This window comes from Duganella sp. 3397 (genome assembly GCF_031456625.1).
GTDB classification, from domain to species: domain Bacteria; phylum Pseudomonadota; class Gammaproteobacteria; order Burkholderiales; family Burkholderiaceae_D; genus Rugamonas; species Rugamonas phyllosphaerae.
On sequence record NZ_JAVDVB010000001.1, the window covers coordinates 871114 to 892180 of the forward strand.

Sequence of the window (21067 nt, forward strand, 5' to 3'; positions counted from 1 at the left end):
TCCCATTTCAATCGAATCCGCTTTACAAATGACGTGTTGATGATTAATCTAGACTTGTCAGTTCATTTAAATCATCCGGTGTACGCCGGTCCGTAACATAGCATGCCCGGGAGGCATTTTGTCCGATACCACCATCCATCCATTTCACCTGGCCATCCCCGATGCCGCCCTGGCCGACCTGCAGGCGCGGCTTGCCCTCACGCGGTGGCCAGATGCCGAGACGGTGGCCGACGCCAGCCAGGGGCCGCAACTGGCCAAGCTGCGCGCCCTGGTCGCACGCTGGCAGGACGGCTACGACTGGCGCCGGTGCGAGGCGCTGCTCAACAGTTTCAACCAGCACCACACCGAGATCGACGGCGTGGACATCCACTTCCTGCACGTGCGTTCGCCCGAGGCTGGCGCCATGCCACTGCTGCTCACGCACGGCTGGCCCGGTTCGGTACTGGAATTTCGCGACATGATCGGCCCGCTCACCGACCCGGTGGCCTACGGCGGCCAGGCCAGCGATGCGTTTCACCTAGTGATTCCATCGCTGCCCGGCTTCGGCTTTTCCGGCAAGCCCGCGGAGGCCGGCTGGAACGTCAACCGCATTGCCGACGCCTGGATCGCACTGATGGCCCGCCTGGGCTACGACCGGTATGCGGCGCAGGGCGGCGACTGGGGCGGCGCGGTGACGACCACCATCGGCTACAAGGCGCCGCCGGGCCTGGCTGGCATCCACCTGAACATGCTGATGTTCCAGCCCACCGACCAGGAGCGGGCCGAGGCCACGCCGCACGAGCAGGCCATGCTCGACGATGCGCAGCGCTACGACCAGCAGTTTTCCGGTTACTTCAAGGTGCAGGCCACGCGGCCGCAATCGGTGGGTTTTGCGCTGGCCGATTCGCCGGTGGGACTGGCAGCGTGGATTTACGCCTTGTTCCAGGATGTGTCCGACAATGACGGCGACGTGGAGAGCGTGTTCGCGCTCGACGCAATCATCGACGACATCATGCTCTACTGGCTGCCCAATACCGGCGCCAGTTCCGCGCGGCTGTACTGGGAAACCATGCAGGCCATGCGCCACGGCGGCATGCCGGCGGCGCCGATGACCACGCCGGCCGGCATCAGCATGTTCCCCGGGGAGCAGGTGCGCGTGTCGCAGCGCTGGGCGCAGCGGCGCTTTGCCAATCTCGTGCATTTCAATGAACTCGACCGTGGCGGGCACTTTGCGGCCATGGAGCAGCCGGCGCTGCTGGTCGAGGAGGTGCGGACCACGTTCCGCAAGGTGCGGTAGCCGTCAGCGAGCGGTGGGCGGGCTGTCATCGGCCTGCGCTATCAGATCGATAAATGCCCGCAACGTGGCCGGCATCAACCGGCTCGGGAAATACAGTCGCGGCCCGTCGAACTGCTGCCACCAGTCCGGCAGCACCGGCACCAGTTCGCCGCTGGCGAAATGCGGTGCGAGCCAGTTGCCGAAGGTGCAGATCATGCCGTGGCCGGCGCGCGCCAGGCTGATCGCCGCCGGCGCCGCTTCCACGCCGATGGTCAGCCGGCTCGGTGGATCGATGGTCACGCGTTCGCCGGCGTGCTCGAATTCCCACGCGGTGAGGGCGCCGCTGGAAAAGCGCATGCGGATGCAATCGTGGTCCAGCAAGTCGCGCGGATGGGCCGGGTGGCCGCGCCGCGCCAGGTAGGCCGGCGCGGCGGCCAAGGCCAGCTGCTGGTAACGGGGCCCGATCGGCACGGCAATCATGTCCTGGGCCAGGCGTTCGCCGTAGCGGATGCCGGCCGTGCAACCATCGGCAATGGCGTCGACAAACCGGTCATCCACCACCACTTCAACCTGGACGGCAGGGTAGGCCGCAAGAAACCGGTCGATCAATGGCGGCAGGATATCGACCATCACGGCGCCGGCCACGTTCAGTTTCAGCAAACCCTGGACTTCGCGCCCGGCATCGACCACGTCGTGCAGGGCGGCGCGGGTTGCGGCAAACAGGGGCGTGAGGCGCGCTGCGAGGGCCTGCCCGGCCTCGGTGGGCACCACGCTGCGCGTATTGCGGGTGAGCAGCGGCACGCCCAGCATGGTTTCGATGCGGGCAATGGTGTCGCTCACGTTCGACGGCGACATGCCCAGCCGCGTGGCGGCAGCCCGAAACCCGCCCGCCTTGCAGACGGCCAGGAACACGGCCAGGTCATCGAGTGACGGTTCGCGATTGTTCTTCATGCGCGACAGTCTACGCGAACCTGGCAGCAAGTTAAGCTGGCACGGCCGCCGGCATCGCGCGCCGCTCCATCAGCACCGACACCCCCAGCACCACAATCCCGCCCAGCGCCAGCATGGCGCCCACCAGCCCGGTCGATTGCAGGCCCAGGCCGTGGGCGATCGCCATGCCGCCGAACCAGGCGCCAGCTGCGTTGGCGCAGTTGAAGGCGGAGTGGTTCAGTGCTGCGGTGACGGTCTGGGCGTCGCCTGCCACGTCCATCAGGCGGGTTTGCACCGCTGGCGCCACGGCGATGCCGCAGCCGATCAGGAACAGGTTGATTGCCACCGCCCAGACGTTGGCGCTGGTGTAGTAAAAGGCGGTGAGCGCCACCACGTTCCACACCAGCGCACCGAAAATGGTCCACAGGCGCGAGCGGTCGGCCAGCCAGCCGCCCACCAGGTTACCGAGTGTCATGCCGACGCCGATCAGGGCCAGCAGCACCGCCACCATGTTGGGCGAGACCTTGGTAATTTCCAGCAGCGTTGGCGTGACGTACGTGTACACCGCGAACAGGCCGCCAAAGCCCACCGACACCATCAGCAACGTCACCCACACCTGGGCGCGGCGAAACACGCCGAGCTCGCGGCGCACGCTGGCGTCGCCGGCGGCGATGAAGGGCACGTAGCGGCGCACCATCAGCGCAGTGACCACGCCCAGCACGCCGACGACCAGGAACGCCGAGCGCCAGCCGAAGGCCTGGCTCAGCCAGGTGGCCAGCGGCACGCCGAAGATGTTGGCAATGGTCAGACCCAGCAGCACACGCGAGACGGCCTGGCCGCGTTTTTCCGGCACCGCCATGGCGGCGGCTACCAGCGCGGCCACGCCGAAATAGGCGCCGTGCGGAATGCCGGCCACGAAGCGCGCCAGCAGCAGCGAGCCGTAGGCCGGTGCGGCGGCGCTAAGCAGGTTGCCGGCCGCGTACAGCGCCATCAGCATCACCAGCATGGCTTTTTTCGGCATGCGTGCCAGGAAGATGGCGATCAGCGGTGCGCCGAATACCACGCCCAGCGCGTAAGCGCTGATCATGTGGCCCATGTGCGGCAGGTCGGTGTGCAGGTCGGCAGCGACGATCGGCAAGATGCTCATCGAGGCGAATTCGCCGGTGCCAATGGCCAGGCCGCCGATGGCCAGGGCGAAGTTGGCCATGCCGGCGCCATGCGGCGCGGCAATCGGAACCGGGGGGAGGGAGGTGCTGGAAACAGGGTCGGAATGCATCGGGAGTGGCTCGAAAATCAGTGGCAAAAAGGGTCCACCTTAGCATGTCTGGCCAACTTTCGTTGGTCACGGCCCGGACTGCGTAGTGCTACTTAGATGCTGAGAGCAAAAAAAACGGCAGGCGTTATGCACGCCTGCCGTTGATCGATGTGAAACTGGTATTGCTTAGAACTTGTAGCGCAGACCGATCGAAACCATGTTGGCTTTCAGGTTGTCATCGCTGTCTTCGAACTTGGCGATCTTGCCGAAGTATTCGTACTCAGCTACAACGCTGAAGTTGGCGTTGATCGCGTATGCAGCGCCAACCGACAGGTAAGCGGAGGTACGGTTGGCTTTGTCGTTGACGTTGAAGCCACCGGCCGAAGCGTTGGCTTTCACGTCGGAACGGACTGCACCGGCTTTACCGATCAGCGAGAACTGCGCGTCCAGCGGCACGGTGCCGGTGGCAGCGAAATACACGGCGGTTGGCTCGAACGAAGCGCGTGCGCCGAAGCCCGAGCGTTCCAGCTTGCCCATATCGACGTAGCCGCCTTCGAGGCCGAAGTTCTGGTTGAAGTTGTAGCCTCCGAACAGCTTGAAGCCCGTGTCGTGGTCTTTGGTCGAACCGATCGACAGTTTTTGTTCTGCACGGCCGACGCTGCCGCCGACGTAAGCGCCTTGCGATTGAGCGGCGGCGGTGCCGGCCAGTGCTGCCAGCATGGCGAACAAGATGGTATTTTTCATATTTACTCTCAAAAGTGGGTCAAATCACGAAGTGGTTTAGTTGGTATTTCGTGAACGCAATATTATATATATAAATCAATGCTTGCGCCGGAATTGCTTCAATCTGGTGCGCAATCGTGCGCGTTCCTGGTGCGCTCGGCATGCCTGGTCATGTTTCTGATAACATTTCTATCGAGTAAATTATTGAAAGGTAGTGATGCATTCCTTCATCAAAAGTGCAGTGACCGCCGTGGCGCTCTCTATCCTGGGCGCCATGCCCGCGCAGGCCCAGGAACGCCCGCTGTGTGTCGAGCAAGCTTGCCTGGGCATGACCCTGGCCGAGGCCGCATCGCTCAAGCTGGCGCCGGCCGGCATGCTGGCCTTCAAACTCGACGATCAGCATGGGCAAAGTTATGGCCTCGACGGCGCCGGCCAGCGCGTCAGGTTCGCCGACCAGGGCGATATGGATGGCGATGTAATCCGGCAGTTCACGGCACGGGTGAAAACCATCTGCCGCTTCGAGAGCGCCGGCGCGCGCCTCAAGGTGGGCGACGACCAGCACGTGCTGGTGTTCAATCCGGTGATGCGCAACGGCAAGGGCCAGCTGGTGCTGACCGAAATCGCGCGCATGCTGCCCAAGAAAATGACCAGCGAGCAGGTACAGCAAGCGGTGGCACAGGCGCAAAAGCAGTATGGCGGCGCCTACACTGCGCAATGGACCAAGACGGTTACCCGGCCCAACGTGGCCTTGTACGACGAAATGATCATGGCCCGCTCCATCGTGCTGCGCATTCCCACCGAGAATGTGGCGGACGCCCTGATGGCGCAACCGGGCTGCGCCGGAAAATAAGGCCGCAGGTGGGCATCGTCCGTGCGTCTGTGCGTGTGTGTTGCCACAGACGCCGGGCGATAATTTCTGCATGATGGCAACGTCAGCCAACCAGCCAGCAGGATACCACCATGGATTTTCCCACCCGTCATCTGAAGCAACCATTGCCCTACGATCCCTCCTACGAAGTACTGGAGGAGGACGAGGCCGAAACCATCGCCGGCTTGCAGGAGCAGATGCGCGATATTGCCGGCACCGTCCACCAGGACAGCGGCCACGCGCCGCGCGGCGTGCACGCCAAGAGCCACGGCTTGCTGCGCGGCACCCTGCGCGTGCTCGACAACCTGCCACCCGATTACTCGCAAGGACTGTTTGCCGCCAGCGGCGACTACCCGGTCGTGATGCGCCTGTCCACCACGCCGGGCGACCTGCTCGACGATAAGGTATCGACCCCGCGCGGCATGGCCATCAAGGTGATCGGCGTGCCCGGTGAGCGCCTGGCCGACGGCCAGGGCGACGTCACCCAGGATTTCATCATGGTCAACGGCCCGACCTTCCAGGCGCCCACGGCCAAGAAGTTTCTCGGCAGCGTCAAGCTGCTTGCCGCCACCACCGACAAGGCGCCCGGTTTGAAAAAAGCCTTGTCGGCCGCTTTGCAGGGCGCCGAAAAAGTGATCGAAGCGGTGGGCGGCGAAAGCGCCACCCTGGTCAGCCTGGGCGGCCACCCGCAAACCCACATCCTGGGAGAAACCTTCTTCAGCCAGGTGCCTATCCTGTTCGGCCGCTACATGGCCAAGCTGCAACTGGTGCCGGTCTCGCCCGAACTGGCCATGCTCAAGGACCAGACGGTCGATCTCGACCACAAGCCCAACGGCTTGCGCGGTGCGGTGGTCGACTTCATGACCGAGCACGCGGCCGAGTGGGAATTGCGGGTGCAACTGTGCACCGACCTCGACGAGACGCCGATCGAAGACCCGACCGTGGAATGGACCACGCCGTGGGTGGCGGTGGCGCGCATCGCAGCCCCGGCCCAGGCCGGCTGGACGCACGGCCTGTCGGTGCTGGTGGATGACGGCATGCAGTTCAGCCCGTGGCATTGCATCGCCGCGCACCGTCCGCTCGGTTCCATCATGCGCGTGCGCCGCGCCGTGTACGCAGCCTCGGCCCGCTTCCGCGCCGAACGCAACGGCACGCCGTTAGCCGAACCGCACCATCTCGATCACTGGAAAGAGCACTGAGCTAGGCTAGCTTCAGTACGGCATCGACCAGTTGCTGGCGGTCCAGTGGACTGTCCGGCAGCACGATGTCCGGCTGCAGCAGGTCGGGCAACAGCGCGGCCGATGGGCGGTTGAAAATCAGGCGCGGCACGCCCAGCGCCAGGCCGGTATTGGGCAGGACAAAATTCTGCGTGCCGCCGCTCTGGCGCACGCGCGCCACGCCCGCTGCGCCCACCAGTTTGCCGAAGCCGAAATCCTGCATCACGTTGGCCAGCAGGATGGCCGACGAATACGTGTTCGATCCCACCAGCAGGTAGCTGGCGCCCTTGAAACGCAGCGCTTCGGACAGCGCTGGTTGCACCCACTTGTCGATGGTGCCGTCGATTACCGCGCCCAGCGGTTCGCCCGGGCTGGTACGTCCGGCGATCACCTTTTTCTTGTAGCCCGAGGCCCACCGATAGGGTTTGTCGGCGATGTAGCGCAGCAGGCCGTCGATCCAGAAATCGTCGTTGCCGCCGCCGTTGTCGCGCACGTCGATCAGCAGCGTACGTACCCCGTGCTCGCGGATACGGGTGAACGATTGCGCCATGAAGGCCAGGAATTGCTGCTTGTCCGGCCAGGCGAAAGTACCCAGCGTGAGCAGGGCGGCCTGATCCGGCAATAGGCGTAACGCGAACTGATGATCGAATTGCGCTTGCGCTGCAAGGTAAGCAGGCAGGCGCGCAGCCGCAGCAACGCGTAGTGTGCGTCCGTCTGCCGTCGTCAGTTCGAAAACAGTCGGGGCGCCGAACATTTTCCAGTACAGGAACGGCCAGCGCATGGCCAGCAGGCTGGCGCGGAAGGCCGGCGTGTCGCCGTGGCAGCGCGCCAACAACTCTGCCGCCACCCGCTGCGCCGGCATGCCATTGATGGCGTTGACCGCCATGCCGGCCAGCTCGCTGGCGCCGCCGCCCAGTTCGGCACGAATGGTGACGGCGCCGCCAGCGTCCACCACCACTTCGTACGGGAACAAGGCGCCGCCGCCATCGAACAGCGTGCGGCACTGGCCAGCCCCGTCCGGCATGGTGATGGCCAGATGGGCGTCGGCAAACACCGGGTTGAGCGTGGCCAGCAGGCGCCACACCTGGTCGCGCGTGAGCGGTGCGCGCAGCTGCGCAGCAATATCGCGGTACGCTGCCTGCAGCTTTGCGGGATCGGTGGAAAAACCGGGATCGGGGTGGGTGGCGGCAATCGCCTGCTCGATGAAGCGAAGGTCGGCGCGCACCTGGTCGGTCGTGTAGCGAGTGGCTGATGGCTGCGCCCTGACAACGCCAGCGGCGCCCAGCAACAGCGATAAAGCGAGGAAGGAGCGGCGGTGCAGGGGCATGGAATTCCCGATCGTATCAAAGCACCTACTGTAGCTTTGCCACGAGGCCGCCGGGCCCGCCATGCGCCAGGCGGCGGAAATCGCGGCATGAACTGCGCGATTCCGCCCTTCTGCTTAGTACTTGTAGTTCATCCCCACTACGAAAGTCCGGCCCGAATGCACATACAGCAGCGTGTCGTTGCGCTGGCTGTCGCGGCCGTAGCGCAGCGGCGTGTCGTTGAGGTTCTGGCCCTCGAAGCTCAGGCGCAGTTGCGGCGTGAGGTTGTACGACATGCTGAAGTCCACGTTGGTCGAACCATCGACGGTGGTGAAATCGTGGCCCTGCACGTCGCCGAGCACGTTGAGCAGGTAGGCCGAACGGTGCGCAGCGGACACCCTGGCGCTGAACTTCTTGTCCTCGTAGAACAAGGTCAGGTTGTGCGCTTTTGGCGACAGCCCGGTGAAGTTGGCGCGCTTGGTCAGCTGCTCGTTGGCTGGCGTGTTCGGATTGTCCACCCGCGTGATGTAGGTGATCTTCGAATCGACGTAGGTGTAGTTCGCCAGCAGGCCGAAGTTGCTCCAGATGCCGGGCAGGAAGCTGAACGGCGCCTGCAGGTTGAACTCGTAGCCGGTCAGCGGACCGCCCGGGGTGTTCACTTGCCGGTTCACCACCACCGTGGTGTTGGGCAAGGTGGCGCAGGCCGGCGTGCCGCCGGTGATGCTGCAGCCGCCGCCGAGCAGGACCGATTCCGGCAGGCCCAGGCTCGAGAACACGGCGCGGTCCGACACGCCCTGGATGAAGGTGCCGATCTTCTTGTGGAAAGCGCCCACCGAGACCATGGCGTTCTTGTCGTAGTACCACTCGGCCTGCAGGTCGAAGGTCTTGGCGCGGATCGGCGACAGGTTGGGGTTGCCGATGGTGACGGTCTGCACCTGCGTGTTGAGCGTGCTCGACGGCGCCAGGTCGGTGTACTCGGGCCGCGCCAGGGTTTTGCCGGCCGAGAAGCGCAGCATCACGTCCTTGTGCAGGGTGGCCGAGACGTTCAGCGCCGGCAGGTAGTCGTTGTAGCGGTTGCGCCCGCGCACCCGTTCCAGCGCGCCATTGGCGTTGACCAGCGCGAACGAGTTCATCTCGGTGCGCGCGTGGCGCACACCGACGTTGCCGCGCAGCGGGATGTTGAACAGGTCGTAATTAAAATCGGCCATCAGGAAGGCGGCATCGATCTTTTCCTCGACACCGCGGTTGGCCTGGTTCAGGTAGTTGTACTCGGAACCGGGAACGGCAGCGCAATGGCACTCGATGTTGTACACGGACAGAAACTTGTCCAGGTCCACCGCCGCCCACGAGCCCGGCACCCCGGAACCGCCGAGGCCTTTGCCGAAGCCGCTGATCTGGCGCGAGATGGCATCCATGGTCACGCCGGCCGGCAAGGTGAGGCCGTTGCCGCCGGAGCCGATTTCCACGTTGGTCCAGCTGTTGTTGCGGCGCGAGAGGCCGGTGCGCAGGGTGAGGTTGTCGCTGGCTTCGTACGCAGCGGTGACCTGGTTGGTTTTCAGCGTATTGCGGGTGTGCAGGTAGCGGCCCACGAACTGGCCGTGGAAGGTGCCGTCCGCTTCCTGCGGCGCGAACGAGAAGTTGTTCGGGTTGGTCACGTCGATGCCGAAGTTAATCGTCGGCACGTTGCGGTTGTTGCGGAAGTCGAAAGAGTAGCCGTTGGCGTTGGGCGCGTCGAACTGCACCGTGGTGCGTTGCGGCTCGTCCAGGTCCGAGCGCGACCGGCCGCTCAAAAAATCGAGTTTGAGGCGGTCGGTCACGTCGTGGCGGCCCGACAGCACGTATTGCTTGAACGTGGTCGAGTACACGTCGAGCAGGCCCTCGGTGCGGATGTCGACCGCGTTGAAGCGGCCGTAGTCCCAGCTGCCGTTGTCGTTGAAGTGGGCATCGACGATCGAGGTCTGCGGCTTGCCGTTGGACTGGCCCATGCTGCGCCCGAACGAGATCGCCGAGATGTAGTTGTCGTAGCGCTTGTTGTTGAACTTTCCGCCCATGAGGTCGAGGTTCAACTCGGTGGCGCTGCTCGGGCGCCATTGCAGCGCGCCGGTCAGGCCGGTGCGCTCGTACTCGGTGAGCGAGCGGCGAAAGCGCGGAATGCGCGGTGCGAACGCGCCCGAGCCGGGCAGCGGATTGGCCACCGTGCCGCCATAGTTATCGGTGCGGCCCATGACGTCGTTGTAGGCGGTGGGGTTCGACGTGCGCGGCACGCCGAAGCCGCAGCTGGCGGCGGTCACGCCCTTGACTGCATTGTTGGCCGGATTCTGCACGGACGCACCCAGCGGCGAGCAGAAACCGCCGTCGTTGCTGGCGCTGAGCAGCTCCACTGCTTCGTAGCCTTCTTCCTGCGCGGTGCGCTTGGAGTAGGCACCCGAGATCAGCGCGCCGAACTGGCCGTACGATGTCTTCCAGCGGTCCGAGTACAAGGCAGTGACGCGCGGGTCGCGGGTCTTGGAGACCGAGTTGTGCATGCCCTGGGCGCCGATGCTGAAGGTGCGGCCCTTGAAGTCGAACGGCCGGCCGGTGCGCAGGTCGACGGTGGCGCCGAGTGAGCCTTCCTCCACGGCCGCTTCCGACGTCTTGCGCACTTCCAGGCTATTGAACAGTTCCGAGGCGAACACCGAGAAGTCGAAGCCGCGGCCGCGATTGGTGCTGCCGTTGATGTCGGACGCGCCGGTGGCGGTTACGCCCTCGATGCCGTTGATGCGCACCCGGGTAAAACCGGCGTTCAGGCCGCGCACGGTGATCTGCTTGCCTTCGCCGCCGTCGCCGCGCGTGAGCGAGACGCCGGGCACCCGTTGCAGCGATTCGGCCAGGTTGGCGTCGGGGAACTTGGCGATGTCTTCGGCCTTGATCACGTCGACGATGCCGTCGCTGGCGCGCTTGGTGTTGAGGGCGCTGTTCAGGCTGGCGCGAAAGCCGCTCACGACCACGACCTGTTCTTCGGCGCTCTTGCCGTCGGTGGTGGTGGCGGGCGCGGTGGTTTCCTGTGCCTGGGCGCCGATGGCGGCCAGCACGCCGATGACGGCCAGCACGGACGGCTTGAGCGGACTGCGATGGTTGCGGTTCTGCATGCTTATCCTCTTATAGTATGTTTCGTCTCCCCCTTGCGGGTGAACCGATCATATCGAGGCATCCGGACCCGCAACCGCAGCTGCGGGAAACAGTCACGCAGTTGATTTTATTGATACTGCTTTTGGCATGAGCTCCTCCATGGATGAGCCCGGTCGTTGCGCGCTCACGACAGTTGCGCAGCCGGGCCGGTTAGGACGCCAGCTAACATGCCATAAAAGCAATGAAAAATCATGCAGCCGAACAGCTGATTCTCCACGGATAACGACCCGCCTATCGTGCGCCGCGCCAGTACCCAATTGCTACACTTCTGCTTTCCTCAGATAAATAGATCATGACGGCCCTACCCGTTTCCTCCCTGCCGGCAGTACCTTCGCACCGCTTCATCGGCGCCGGTACGCCGATGCGCGACCTGGTGCGCGCCTACCCGTGGCACACCACGGCGCTCGGCGCCATCGACAGCTGGCCGGCGTCGCTGCGCACCTGCGTGGGCGTGGTGCTGCACGCGGCGCAGCCGATGTTTTTGTACTGGGGCGAGGAACTGGTGCAGGTGTATAACGACGCCTTCGTGCCGTGCTTTGGCGCCGACAAGCATCCGGCCGCGCTGGGCCAGAGCGGTCCCGCGTGCTGGGCCGAAGCTTGGCCCACGGTCGGCCCGCAAATCGAGCACGTGCGGCGCGGCGGCGAGCCGCAGCTCTATGCCAACCAGCTGGTGCCCATCGTGCGCAACGGCCGCCTGGAAGACGTGTACTGGAATTACAGCTACACCCCGGTGTTCGACGACCGCGACCGCGTGGGCGGCGTGCTGGTGGTGTGCACCGAAACCACTACCCAGGTGCTGGCTGAACGCCGCCGCCATGCGCTCGACCTGCTGGGCCGGGCCTTGCTGGCCTGCCGCACCGATGCCGACGTGGCTGCCGCCATTGCACGCTGTGCGGCCGACCATCCGCGCGATCTGCGCGGCGTGGAGATGCTGCGCGGGGAGTCATCCGCCACGGTCGTTTCCGACCTCGATGCCGGCCTGGTCGTGGTGCAGGGCGCCGAGCTGCAACCGTGCGCCGAGCTGGCGCTGGTGTTCGACGTCGCGCCGCAGGTGCCGGTGGATGGCGCCTGCCGCCAGTTCCTGGCGCAGTTCACCGCCAGCGTGTGCGCCACGCTCAGCCGGCTGGAGGCCGACCGCGCGCTGGCGCTGGCCATGGCCGAAAGCGACCGCCTGCACGGCGACCTCGATGCCACGGCGCGCATCAAGGATGAATTTTTGGCCGTGCTGGGCCACGAGCTGCGCAACCCGCTGGCGCCCATCGTCACCGCGCTCAAGCTGATGAAGCTCGGTGCCGCCCATGCCGCCGATACCGGCCACCAGCAGGACGTGATCGAGCGCCAGGTCGATCACCTGGTGCGGCTGGTGGACGACTTGCTCGACGTCTCGCGCCTGGCGCGCGGCAAGGTCGAGCTGCGCAAGCAAACCACGCCGCTGGCCGACATCCTCAACCGCGCGATCGAACTGACCGCACCGCTGATCGAGCAAAAGCAGCACCGCCTGCTGGTGGACGTGCCCACCGTGGGCTGGCATGGCGATCCGGCGCGGCTGGCGCAGGTGGTCGCCAACTTGCTCAACAACGCCGCGCGCTACACGCCGCACGGCGGCCACATCACCGTCTCCACGCGGGTGCGCGGGGCCGACCTGCACATCCAGGTGACCGACGACGGCAACGGCATCCCGGCCAGCCTGATGCCGCATATTTTTGACCTGTTCGTCCAGGGCAGCCGCAAACTCGACCGCGCCAAGGGCGGCCTCGGCATCGGGCTGGCGCTGGCGCACAACCTGGTGCGCATGCACGGCGGCGCCATCCAGGCCTACAGCGGCGGCGAAGGGCGCGGCAGCACCTTTACCATCCATCTGCCCGATTCGGTGGTGGTGGAGGCCGAACCGGTAGCGGTGGCGGCACCCGCAGCGCCGGCCGCGCAGGCAGCGTCCGCATCGCAACCGGGCGCCAGCGTGCGCGTGCTGGTGGTGGACGACAACCAGGACGCCGCCGATTCCCTGGCCGAGCTGCTTGGCGCACTCGGCTACGAGGCCAGCGTGGCCTACGATCCGGCCCAGGCGATTGCCGCCGCCAGCGTCGCGATGCCGCAAGTGGCCATCCTCGACATCGGCCTGCCCGGCATGGACGGCTTCGAGCTGGCCGGCCGCCTGCGCGCCTTGCCGCACGGCGCGGCGGTCACCCTGATCGCGCTGTCCGGCTACGGCAGGGCGGACGACAAGGCGCGCAGCAGTGCGGCCGGTTTCAACGCCCACCTGGTCAAGCCGGTCAATCTCGGCGACCTGCAAACCGCGTTGCCCTGAGATGGTATTGTTGCCATAAAGCGTTAACTTCTGCCAGCGGCTTCCAGCGACACGGTGTCCGAGGGATACCCGGTATCGGGGCCGCGCTATTGCGTTCACGCCCCGCCTGGACGAGAATAAGCGCGTGCTCTGGCGTTGCAGCGGCGAAGACCTTCCAGCCGCCGTGCTGCCAGCCTATTGCCGCGACTGACCTCAGCCGCCTGCCTGCCGCCCGAAGGAACCCTTTGACCTCTCCGCTGGAAATCGCCGCCAATGCCGTCATGACGGTTTCTATCTTTCTTGCCGGGCGCAACAATGTGCATTCGTGGTGGCTGGGCATCATCGGCTGCGTCCTGTTTGCCGTGCTGTTCTACGAATCGCGCCTGTACGCCGACGTCACCCTGCAACTGTTCTTCATCGTCACCTGCGTGATCGGCTGGTGGCGCTGGCTGCGCGGCGGTACCGGCGCGCCGCTGCCGATCACGCGCGCCCGGCCGCAGGCCCTGATCTGGATGGGTTCGCTCGGCCTGGCCGCCACCGTCATCTACGGCCTGCTGCTGCAAGCCTACACCAACGCCTACGCGCCGTTCATCGACTCGGGCGTGCTGATGTTCAGCGTGATCGCCCAGTTGCTGCTGATGGGCCGCCGCCTGCAAACCTGGCAATTCTGGCTGCTCGTCAACACCATCGCGGTGCCGCTGTACGCCAGCCGCGAGCTGTACCTGACGTCGGTGCTCTATGGCGTGTACTGGTTCAATGCGCTGGCATCGTGGTTCTTCTGGCGGCGCAAGATGCAGGAGACCGGGCCGCAGCAGCCCGCCTGAGTTTCCGTCCTCACGTCCTCAATTCAACGGCGAGCGCCGCTGCTGGATCGCCTGCCGGAACGCCGTTGGCGTCACGCCCAGCCGTTCGCGGAAGGCGGTGGCGAAGTTGCCGGCGTTGTTGAAGCCGATCAGCAGGGCAATGTCCTGCACGTCGATATCGGTGTCCCTGAGCAGCTCCTCGCCGCGCCGGATGCGCGCCTCGCGGATAAATGAAAACACCGTCATGCCGGTCTGTTCGCGGAAGACCTGCGACAGTTTTTCGCGGTAGGTGCCCACGCTGCGGGCGATTTCGGCCAGGCCCGGCAGCGAGGCCAGGTTGTCGGCGATCAGGCGCTTGACGGCCGCCACGGTCACGGCATCGGGATCGACGCCGTAGGGCGAGGCCGATGCGTGGTGGTCGGCCGGATCGTTGGCGCTCGCCAGCGACGGCGCTGCCGCAGCGCCGGCAGTGGCCGACCCCGAAGCGCCCTGGGCGCGCTGGGCCAGCGCCAGGTGGACCTGGATGCGCGCGGCCAGTTCGCCCGGCGAAAACGGTTTGGACACGTAATCGACGCCGCCGATCGACAAGCCCATGATGCGTTCCTCGTCGGCGTCGGCGCCGCTGAGGAAAATCACCGGGATGTCCTGGGTGGCCGGGTTGGCCTTGAGCAGCCGGCAGGCGGCGTAGCCGTCCATGTCGGGCATGCGCACGTCGAGCAGGATCAGGTCGGGATGGTTGGCCAGCGCCAGGTGATAACCCTGCAGGCCGTTGAACGCCACCGAGACCTTGTACGGCATCTCGCTCAGCAGGTCGACCAGCAGGCGCTGCTCGAATGCCGAGTCGTCGACGATGAGGATCTTGCTCATGGTGCTGTCGGCCATCTGCATGAATCACCTTGAGTGTTGGTAATCTTTTGATATGGAGTGTTGCGCGTCTGTCGTCATTATGCCCATGTTTGGGATTTTTTTTGGCAGATTTCTACGCGCACAAAACCTTCCTCTCCTCCAGCAAAAGCAGGGTTTTTTTAGATCAACAATAATTGAATCAAGTATTGGGAATGGGCAAGTTTTAAGGCCCCCGACCTCAACTTTTCGTTCACTTATCCCTGAAGGAGGTTATATGCGCACCCGTAAAAATGGCCTTGCCGCGCTTGCCACGGTCGTCGCTACCACCCTGACTGTCGCGGCGCCGCTGGCCGATGCAGCCGTGTATTCCAACGGCAGCAAGACCTCGAACTTCGATGTCACGCTCAAGATCATCGCCGACTGCACCATCGCCACCCAGCCGCTGGACTTCGGCCAGAGCCAGGGCGTGCTGGCGACCACGGTCAGCGTCAATACCACGCTCAACGTTACCTGCACCAACACCACGCCGTACAACGTGGGCCTGAGCGCGGGCACCGGCACCGGCTCCACCATCGCTGCCAGAGTGATGAGCGGTACCGGCGCCAACACCAGCACCGTCTCCTACAACCTGTTCCAGGCTTCCGGCGCCACCAACTGGGGCAATACCCAGGGTACCGATACCCTTTCCCGTACCGGTTCGGGCAGTTCGCAAGCGCTGACCGTGTATGGCGCCATCCCGGCCCAGGCCACGCCGCAGCCGGACACCTACAAGTCGACCATCACGGCCACGGTGTATTTCTAAACGATGACCTTGTCCGCGCGCCTTGGGTGCTGGATGAAACTCGGTATGCTCGTGTTGATCGGGATGCTGGGGCTTGAAGCGAGCGCTGCTAATTTGCAGATTTCGCCAGTGATGATTATTTTGCGTGCAGGCCAGGGTGCCACCGGCATCACCATGCAAAACATGGGAGACACTCCCGTGTACGGCCAGGTCAGGGTGTTTTTGTGGGATCAGAACAACATGGAAGATGTGTTGACCCCGACCCAAGAAGTAGTAGCGAGTCCCCCCATATTGCAGATCGGGCCTAAAAGCAGCCAGATCATTCGCCTCGTGCGACGCAGCAGTCAACTCCCCAGCCGCGAGTTGAGCTACCGGATCCTCATCGACGAAATTCCCCGCGAGGGCGAAGGCCCCGCCAGTGGCGTCGATATCCGCCTGCGCTATTCCGTTCCCATGTTTGTCCAGCCTGCCGATGAGCGCATGGCGCCGGCGTTGGCCTGGGCGGTTTACCGCCAGGATGACCACTGGCGGCTCAAGGTGCGCAACAGCGGCGCCTTGCGTGCGCAGATCGGTTCGTTCGAACTGCGCAACGCCGCCGGAAAAAATTTCACGATCGCCGAGGGCCTGTTCGGCTACGTGCTGGCCGGCCGCGAGCGCGAGTGGCGCCTGCCCGTGCCGGGCGACGCCGACCTGCGCGGCACGCTGGCGGTCAAAGCCAATATCAATGCCAAGCCTGCGACTGCCAGCACCGTGGCGGTACTGGAGTAGCCGCGCCATGTGGCGGCGGCTGCCTTGCCTGAAGGTGACGATGACGGTGCTGGCAGTCCTCGCTGGCGGCGCCATGGCCGGCGCGCGCGCGCAAATTCCGGTGGCGCCGCCGCTGCCGGCGCTGGCGCCCGCAGCAGCGCCAGCAGCGGCAACCCCGGCAACCTTGGCAACAGCAGAGGAAGAATTATTTTTGGAGGTGACCTTGAACGGCCAGGAGACCGGTTTGATCTTGCGCTTTACGCACCAGCCCGGCACGGTGCTGGGCAGTACAGGACTGAACAGCACCGTGCAAAACCTGCGCGACCTCGAGCTCGACCCGCAGCGGCTGGGTGTCGCCGACCGCGAGTCCGTCAACCTCGACGACGTGCGCGGACTGCGCTATACCTACGACCCTGCCACCCAGCGCATTGCGCTGCGCCTTGACGACGCGCTGCGCACGCCGGTGGCGCTGAACGCGCGCAGCCTGCGCCAGCCGGGCGAGGCCAGCGTCACGCCTGGCGCCGTGTTCAGCTACGACGCCTTTGCCCGTCGCGGCGACGAGCGCTACCTGTCGGTGGCCAACGAGCTGCGCTATTTCAACGCCAGCGGCGTGTTCAGCACAACCGGCGTGTTCAATAGCAGCAACCTGCTCACGCAATACGTGCGGCTCGACTCATCGTGGGTGCGCTCCGATCCGCACACGCTGGAAACCTGGCAGGTGGGCGACCTGATTTCCTCGTCGCTGACCTGGAGCCGGTCGCTGCGCATGGGCGGCGTGCAGTGGCGCAAGAGTTTCGATTTGCGGCCCGACTTGCTGACCTTCCCGGTGGCCTCGCTGGCGGGCTCGTCGGTGGTGCCGAGCGCGGTCAGCCTGTATGTCAACGGCGTGCGCCAGATGGAGACGGCGGTGCCGTCCGGCCCGTTCGTCATCAACCAGGTGTCGGGCCTGACCGGCGCTGGCCAGGCCACCCTGGTCACGCGCGACACGGCCGGGCGCGCCGTCACCACGGTGGTGCCGCTGTATGTCGATACCCGCCTGCTGGCCGAGGGGCTCACCGATTACTCGGTGGAGCTGGGCGTGCTGCGGCGCGACTACACCAGCAAATCGTTCAGCTACGACAATTCGCCGGCGCTGAGCGGCTCGATGCGGCGCGGCGTAACCGACCGCCTGACCGTGGAAGCGCACGGCGAGGCCGGCAACGGCGTGGTCAACGGCGGCGTGGGCGGCATGTGGCGCATGGGGCAGATCGGCGTACTGACCGGCTCAGTTGCCGGCTCAGTTGCCGGCGCTTCGGGCGGCACCGGCAAGGGCGCCCAGGCCAGCATCGGCTACCAGTACCTGAGCCCTGGCTTCAGCATCGACATGGAATCGCTGCGCGCCAGCCGCCATTACAGCGACCTGGGCACGGCCGACGGCGGGCCCGGCATCCGCGCCAGCAACCGCGTCAATGTCAACCTGGGGTTGTTCGGCGGCCAGACCCTGGGCCTGTCGTTCATCAGCCAGCGCGTAGCGATCACGCCGCCAGCGCGGGTGGCGGCGCTGTCGTACGCGGCCACGCTGGGCGCCGGCCTGTACCTGAGCGTGAGCGCCTACCGCGATTTTCGCGATGCCAACACGCGCGGCGTGTACTTCAGCTTGAGCGGCACGTTCGGCGAGCGCCTGTCGGCCAATGCCAGCAGCAGCCGCCAGAACGGCGTGCAATCGAAAAACCTCACCCTGGGCCGCGCGGTCGACTACGCGGGCGGCTTCGGCTGGGGCTTGCAGTCGCTGGAAAACAACGGCGCCACCTTGCGCCAGGCCCAGGGCACCTACCTGGGCAATTACGGCCAGGTGGGCGCCTTCCTGCAGGAAAGCGGCGGCAAGCGCGAAACCGCGTTCAGCGCGTCCGGCTCGGTGGTGGTCATGGAGGGCAGCGTGCACGCGGCGCGCCAGGTGGGTGCCGGCTTTGCGCTGGTGTCGGCCGGCGTCGGTGGCTTGCCGGTGCTGCAGGAAAACCGGCCGATCGGCACCACCAGCAGCAGCGGCTATTTGCTGGTGCCCAACCTGACGCCGTACCTGTCGAACCAGATCTCGATCGACACCAGCAGCCTGCCGCTGGACGCGCGCATCGCCCGCACCACGCTCACCGTGATCCCGGCGGGGCGCTCGGGCGTGGTGGCCGATTTCCCGGTCGAGACCTATGCCGCCGCCAGCGTGATCCTGCACGACGCCGCCGGTCTGCCGCTGGCGGCCGGGCTGGAAGTGCTGCACGTCGAAAGCGGCACGACCACCGTCACCGGCTTCGACGGCCTGGCCTTCATCGACAACCTGGCCCCGCTCAACCATCTGCAGGCCGTGCTGGAAGGGCGGCGCTGCATCGCCGAATTCGCCTACGTCAAGGAGCCGGGCAACGCCATGCCCACCATCGGACCGGTCGTGTGCCGGAGCGTGCAATGATGGCCGCGCCATGGCGCCGCTGCGCCGCAGGGCTGGTGGCGCCGCTGTTGCTGCTGCTGTTGCTGCTGTGTTGCGGTCAGGCGCGCGCCGACAGTTGCGCCATCACGCCGGCCAATGTGACGTTCCCCAGCGTGAGCTCGATCAGCCCCGGGCCCGTGTATGCGTCGTCGTCCTTCAAGATCACCTGCACCTGGACCGATATCCTCGGTACCCTGCTCACGCCCAACGTGACCATCTGCCTGAACCTGGGCGCCGGCAGCGGCAACGCCACGACCACCAACACCACCATGCGCCAGTTGTCGAGCGGTGCACTGCGCGTCAACTACAACTTGTACACGGACGCCACCTACACGGCAGCCAAGATCTGGGGCGGGGTGGGAGGCACCACTACATCGGGCAATGGCATCGTGCTGACCATGAACAAGAGCGGCGGATTGGGCAGTCTTGACCGGATCGTCGATATCTACGGCAAGCTCGAGGCCGATACCGCCTTGTCCGGCCTGTCGGTGGGGCCGGACAACCTTAACTTCGCTTCCAGTTTCGGCGCCGGCAGCGCGGTGATGAATTACCAGTTCTCGCTGCTGGGATTGCTCGGCTGCCTGGCCCCGCAAACGGTCGCCATTCCGTTCACGGTCAGCGCCCCGGTGATCAACGACTGCAACATCAATATCGGCAACCTGGCGTTTCCACAGTCGCGGCTGCTTACCAGCGCGGTGCGCACCACATCCAGCCTGTCGGTCACGTGCAGCAAGAACACCGCCTACCGCATCACGCTCGGCGCCGGCACCTATGGCGCCAGCACCAGCGCGCGGCGCATGCGCAATACCGGGACGGCGGAGACGGTCGACTACGTGGTGTCCAGTGGGCTCGACGGCGCCAGTTGGGGCGATGGCAGCGGTGGCACGGTGGCAGTGACGGGCACCGGCACCGGGGTGGCGCAGGCGTTGACGGTGTACGGGATGGTGCCGGCGCAGACCACGCCGTCGCCGGGCGACTACAAGGATACCGTGACAGCCACCGTGTCTTTCTGATTGCACCCGAGAAAGCCACCATGGCGGCGTTGCAGCGTCCCGCCCTGCGTTCGTACTGTCTTCGGCGCCGCGCCTTGCCCTGGCGGCTTTCTCAAGCGCTCAGAAGTAGATGGTCCAGTCTTGCCTGGTTGCGGTGCCTGGGGCGGCAGCGGAGATCGCGGTGGCGGCGGCTGGCTGGGTCGGGGTGGTCAGGTGCGGGGCGTTGAGCTGGCAGGCCACGGTGGGCGCCGTGGCGGCGGTAGCGCCGGCTTGCACGGTGCAGGCGTCGGTGACGGTGAAGCTCACTTGCATGGAGGCGGACTTGGTGCCGGCGGTGGCCAGCAGCGGCAACGTGATCAGGGCCAGGCCAAGTGCTTTAACAAGAAGTTTCATTTTCGTCAGATTTGTGGAATCAGCATCAATCGGAAGTGCCTGTTTTTCGGTGCAACCATGAAACTAATTTTAACCTAGATCAACATTCTATCCAATATACACAATTCAGCCACGATCAACTTCTCTTCAAATAGTGGAATTTGGATAGTTTGTAAGCCCTGTTTTTAGCCTATTTTTGAGGGGTGTCACGCGAGTATAAAAAATGGAGTTTTCATAGAGAAACATCCGGGTCATGTATCACAACAGGAGAAGAGAATTGAGACAACAAAATACGCACAATGTCACGCATCATCCACCGCCGGCAAAGTTCACACATTTTCACCTCAAACATGCTAGTCACTAATTCTCACCGAACTCGACTTAGTAACTATCTGGCAGTATTTTCCGATGTAAAACCTGGAACCGAGGAGTAAACAATGAAACATACCGACTTTGGACGCATGCCTTGCCCGATCGCCCGCAGCCTTGGCAAAGTAGGCGAGTGGTGGAGCATCCTGATCCTGCGCGACGCCTTCTATGGCCTGAGCCGCTTCGACGAGTTCGAAAAAAGCCTCAAGATCGCTCCCAATATGCTCACCCGGCGCCTGAACGGCCTGGTCGAGGGCGGCCTGATGGAACGGCGCCAGTACAGCGCCCGGCCGCCGCGCTACGAGTACGTGCTGACCAAGTCCGGACGCGATTTCAAGCCGGTGCTGCTGGCCTTCATCGCCTGGGGCAATGACCACCTGGCCCCGGAAGGCGCCAGCCTGCTGGTGGTGAGCCGCGAAACCGGCAAGCCGGCCGACCAGGTGCTGGTGGACGCCAATAGCGGCCTGGCCATCAACGACGAAGACTATATGTTCGCGCCCGGCCCGGCAGCCACCGACAGCATGCGCATCCGCCTCAACGAGATCAGCAAGCACGCCTCCTGATTGTCGTTCGCAGCAGCGCTAAAACGCCGGCCGGCAACGCCCGGCGTTTTTTTTCGCCCCAAGCTTGTACCGGGGTTGACCCAAGAAAAGAACAATAATTGCAAATTGGAAACTGTGTTGTCTGGAAACTGTGGA

Annotated in this window: 17 protein-coding genes; 10 read left to right on the forward strand and 7 right to left on the reverse strand. The window is 64.8% G+C overall.

Annotated features, from left to right (window positions below; all coding sequences use genetic code 11):
• Positions 1-118 precede the first annotated feature (118 nt).
• Entirely contained in the window at positions 119-1276 is a 1158-nt protein-coding gene (locus tag J2X54_RS03870) for an epoxide hydrolase (RefSeq protein WP_310178050.1), read from the forward strand.
• A gap of 3 nt (positions 1277-1279) precedes the next feature.
• On the opposite strand, the gene J2X54_RS03875 is transcribed toward J2X54_RS03870, so the two are convergent.
• The 3 genes from J2X54_RS03875 to J2X54_RS03885 all read right to left on the reverse strand — a co-directional run bounded on the left by J2X54_RS03875 (position 1280) and on the right by J2X54_RS03885 (position 4184).
• Positions 1280-2206 (reverse strand): LysR family transcriptional regulator, encoded by a 927-nt coding sequence (locus tag J2X54_RS03875; protein WP_310178054.1) that lies wholly within the window; start codon positions 2204-2206, stop codon positions 1280-1282.
• Between the two features lie 31 nt (positions 2207-2237).
• Entirely contained in the window at positions 2238-3461 is a 1224-nt protein-coding gene (locus tag J2X54_RS03880) for an MFS transporter (RefSeq protein WP_404990878.1), read from the reverse strand.
• 165 nt (positions 3462-3626) lie between these two features.
• Positions 3627-4184: an outer membrane beta-barrel protein gene (locus tag J2X54_RS03885; RefSeq protein ID WP_070249706.1), complete on the reverse strand. Its 558-nt coding sequence runs from the start codon at positions 4182-4184 to the stop codon at positions 3627-3629.
• Between the two features lie 196 nt (positions 4185-4380).
• Here J2X54_RS03885 and J2X54_RS03890 point away from each other — a divergent pair, with 196 nt between their 5' ends.
• On the forward strand, positions 4381-5013 hold the full coding sequence (locus tag J2X54_RS03890; RefSeq protein ID WP_310178060.1) for a hypothetical protein: 633 nt from the start codon (positions 4381-4383) through the stop codon (positions 5011-5013).
• A gap of 110 nt (positions 5014-5123) precedes the next feature.
• Positions 5124-6230, forward strand: a complete 1107-nt coding sequence (locus tag J2X54_RS03895) for a catalase family protein (protein WP_310178062.1) — start codon at positions 5124-5126, stop codon at positions 6228-6230.
• Position 6231: 1 nt separating this feature from the next.
• Here the strand turns inward: J2X54_RS03895 and J2X54_RS03900 are convergent, their stop codons facing one another.
• On the reverse strand, positions 6232-7575 hold the full coding sequence (locus J2X54_RS03900) for a S41 family peptidase (RefSeq protein WP_310178064.1): 1344 nt from the start codon (positions 7573-7575) through the stop codon (positions 6232-6234).
• Between the two features lie 114 nt (positions 7576-7689).
• Positions 7690-10680, reverse strand: coding sequence for a TonB-dependent receptor (locus tag J2X54_RS03905; RefSeq protein ID WP_310178066.1), 2991 nt, complete (start codon positions 10678-10680; stop codon positions 7690-7692).
• Positions 10681-11012: 332 nt separating this feature from the next.
• Between J2X54_RS03905 and J2X54_RS03910 the strand changes: the two genes are divergently transcribed.
• Both J2X54_RS03910 and pnuC read left to right on the forward strand, forming a co-directional pair.
• Positions 11013-13025 carry an ATP-binding protein gene (locus J2X54_RS03910; protein ID WP_310178069.1) on the forward strand — a complete coding sequence of 671 codons (2013 nt, stop codon included), beginning with the start codon at positions 11013-11015 and terminating at the stop codon, positions 13023-13025.
• A gap of 224 nt (positions 13026-13249) precedes the next feature.
• A complete protein-coding gene (gene pnuC / locus J2X54_RS03915; protein WP_310178071.1) occupies positions 13250-13828 on the forward strand; it encodes a nicotinamide riboside transporter PnuC in 579 nt (192 codons plus the stop codon).
• A gap of 18 nt (positions 13829-13846) precedes the next feature.
• Here pnuC and J2X54_RS03920 read toward each other — a convergent pair whose 3' ends face one another.
• Complete coding sequence (locus tag J2X54_RS03920; RefSeq protein WP_070247315.1) at positions 13847-14695, reverse strand: response regulator; 849 nt, start codon at positions 14693-14695, stop codon at positions 13847-13849.
• A gap of 232 nt (positions 14696-14927) precedes the next feature.
• Between J2X54_RS03920 and J2X54_RS03925 the strand changes: the two genes are divergently transcribed.
• The 4 genes from J2X54_RS03925 to J2X54_RS03940 are packed head-to-tail and all read left to right on the forward strand — an operon-like array spanning position 14928 to position 19649.
• Positions 14928-15455: a spore coat U domain-containing protein gene (locus tag J2X54_RS03925; RefSeq protein WP_310178076.1), complete on the forward strand. Its 528-nt coding sequence runs from the start codon at positions 14928-14930 to the stop codon at positions 15453-15455.
• 45 nt (positions 15456-15500) lie between these two features.
• Positions 15501-16202 (forward strand): molecular chaperone, encoded by a 702-nt coding sequence (locus tag J2X54_RS03930; protein ID WP_310178077.1) that lies wholly within the window; start codon positions 15501-15503, stop codon positions 16200-16202.
• 7 nt (positions 16203-16209) lie between these two features.
• Positions 16210-18618: a fimbria/pilus outer membrane usher protein gene (locus J2X54_RS03935; RefSeq protein WP_310178079.1), complete on the forward strand. Its 2409-nt coding sequence runs from the start codon at positions 16210-16212 to the stop codon at positions 18616-18618.
• A complete protein-coding gene (locus tag J2X54_RS03940) occupies positions 18615-19649 on the forward strand; it encodes a spore coat U domain-containing protein (RefSeq protein ID WP_310178082.1) in 1035 nt (344 codons plus the stop codon). Before J2X54_RS03935 ends, J2X54_RS03940 begins: the two co-directional genes overlap by 4 nt.
• Positions 19650-19748: 99 nt before the next feature.
• On the opposite strand, the gene J2X54_RS03945 is transcribed toward J2X54_RS03940, so the two are convergent.
• Positions 19749-20021, reverse strand: coding sequence for a hypothetical protein (locus J2X54_RS03945; protein ID WP_070247319.1), 273 nt, complete (start codon positions 20019-20021; stop codon positions 19749-19751).
• 416 nt (positions 20022-20437) lie between these two features.
• On the opposite strand from J2X54_RS03945, the gene J2X54_RS03950 reads away from it, so the two are divergent.
• Positions 20438-20932, forward strand: coding sequence for a helix-turn-helix domain-containing protein (locus J2X54_RS03950; RefSeq protein WP_019923340.1), 495 nt, complete (start codon positions 20438-20440; stop codon positions 20930-20932).
• The last annotated feature ends 135 nt before the right edge of the window (positions 20933-21067 follow it).

Coding starts and splice junctions, on each gene's coding strand:
- J2X54_RS03875 (WP_310178054.1), bottom strand. CDS start 2,206: ATGAAGAACAATCGCGAACCGTCACTCGATGACCTGGCCGTGTTCCTG.
- J2X54_RS03880 (WP_404990878.1), bottom strand. CDS start 3,461: ATGCATTCCGACCCTGTTTCCAGCACCTCCCTCCCCCCGGTTCCGATT.
- J2X54_RS03885 (WP_070249706.1), bottom strand. CDS start 4,184: ATGAAAAATACCATCTTGTTCGCCATGCTGGCAGCACTGGCCGGCACC.
- J2X54_RS03890 (WP_310178060.1), top strand. CDS start 4,381: ATGCATTCCTTCATCAAAAGTGCAGTGACCGCCGTGGCGCTCTCTATC.
- J2X54_RS03895 (WP_310178062.1), top strand. CDS start 5,124: ATGGATTTTCCCACCCGTCATCTGAAGCAACCATTGCCCTACGATCCC.
- J2X54_RS03900 (WP_310178064.1), bottom strand. CDS start 7,575: ATGCCCCTGCACCGCCGCTCCTTCCTCGCTTTATCGCTGTTGCTGGGC.
- J2X54_RS03905 (WP_310178066.1), bottom strand. CDS start 10,680: ATGCAGAACCGCAACCATCGCAGTCCGCTCAAGCCGTCCGTGCTGGCC.
- J2X54_RS03910 (WP_310178069.1), top strand. CDS start 11,013: ATGACGGCCCTACCCGTTTCCTCCCTGCCGGCAGTACCTTCGCACCGC.
- J2X54_RS03920 (WP_070247315.1), bottom strand. CDS start 14,695: ATGCAGATGGCCGACAGCACCATGAGCAAGATCCTCATCGTCGACGAC.
- J2X54_RS03925 (WP_310178076.1), top strand. CDS start 14,928: ATGCGCACCCGTAAAAATGGCCTTGCCGCGCTTGCCACGGTCGTCGCT.
- J2X54_RS03930 (WP_310178077.1), top strand. CDS start 15,501: ATGCTCGTGTTGATCGGGATGCTGGGGCTTGAAGCGAGCGCTGCTAAT.
- J2X54_RS03935 (WP_310178079.1), top strand. CDS start 16,210: ATGTGGCGGCGGCTGCCTTGCCTGAAGGTGACGATGACGGTGCTGGCA.
- J2X54_RS03940 (WP_310178082.1), top strand. CDS start 18,615: ATGATGGCCGCGCCATGGCGCCGCTGCGCCGCAGGGCTGGTGGCGCCG.
- J2X54_RS03945 (WP_070247319.1), bottom strand. CDS start 20,021: ATGAAACTTCTTGTTAAAGCACTTGGCCTGGCCCTGATCACGTTGCCG.
- J2X54_RS03950 (WP_019923340.1), top strand. CDS start 20,438: ATGAAACATACCGACTTTGGACGCATGCCTTGCCCGATCGCCCGCAGC.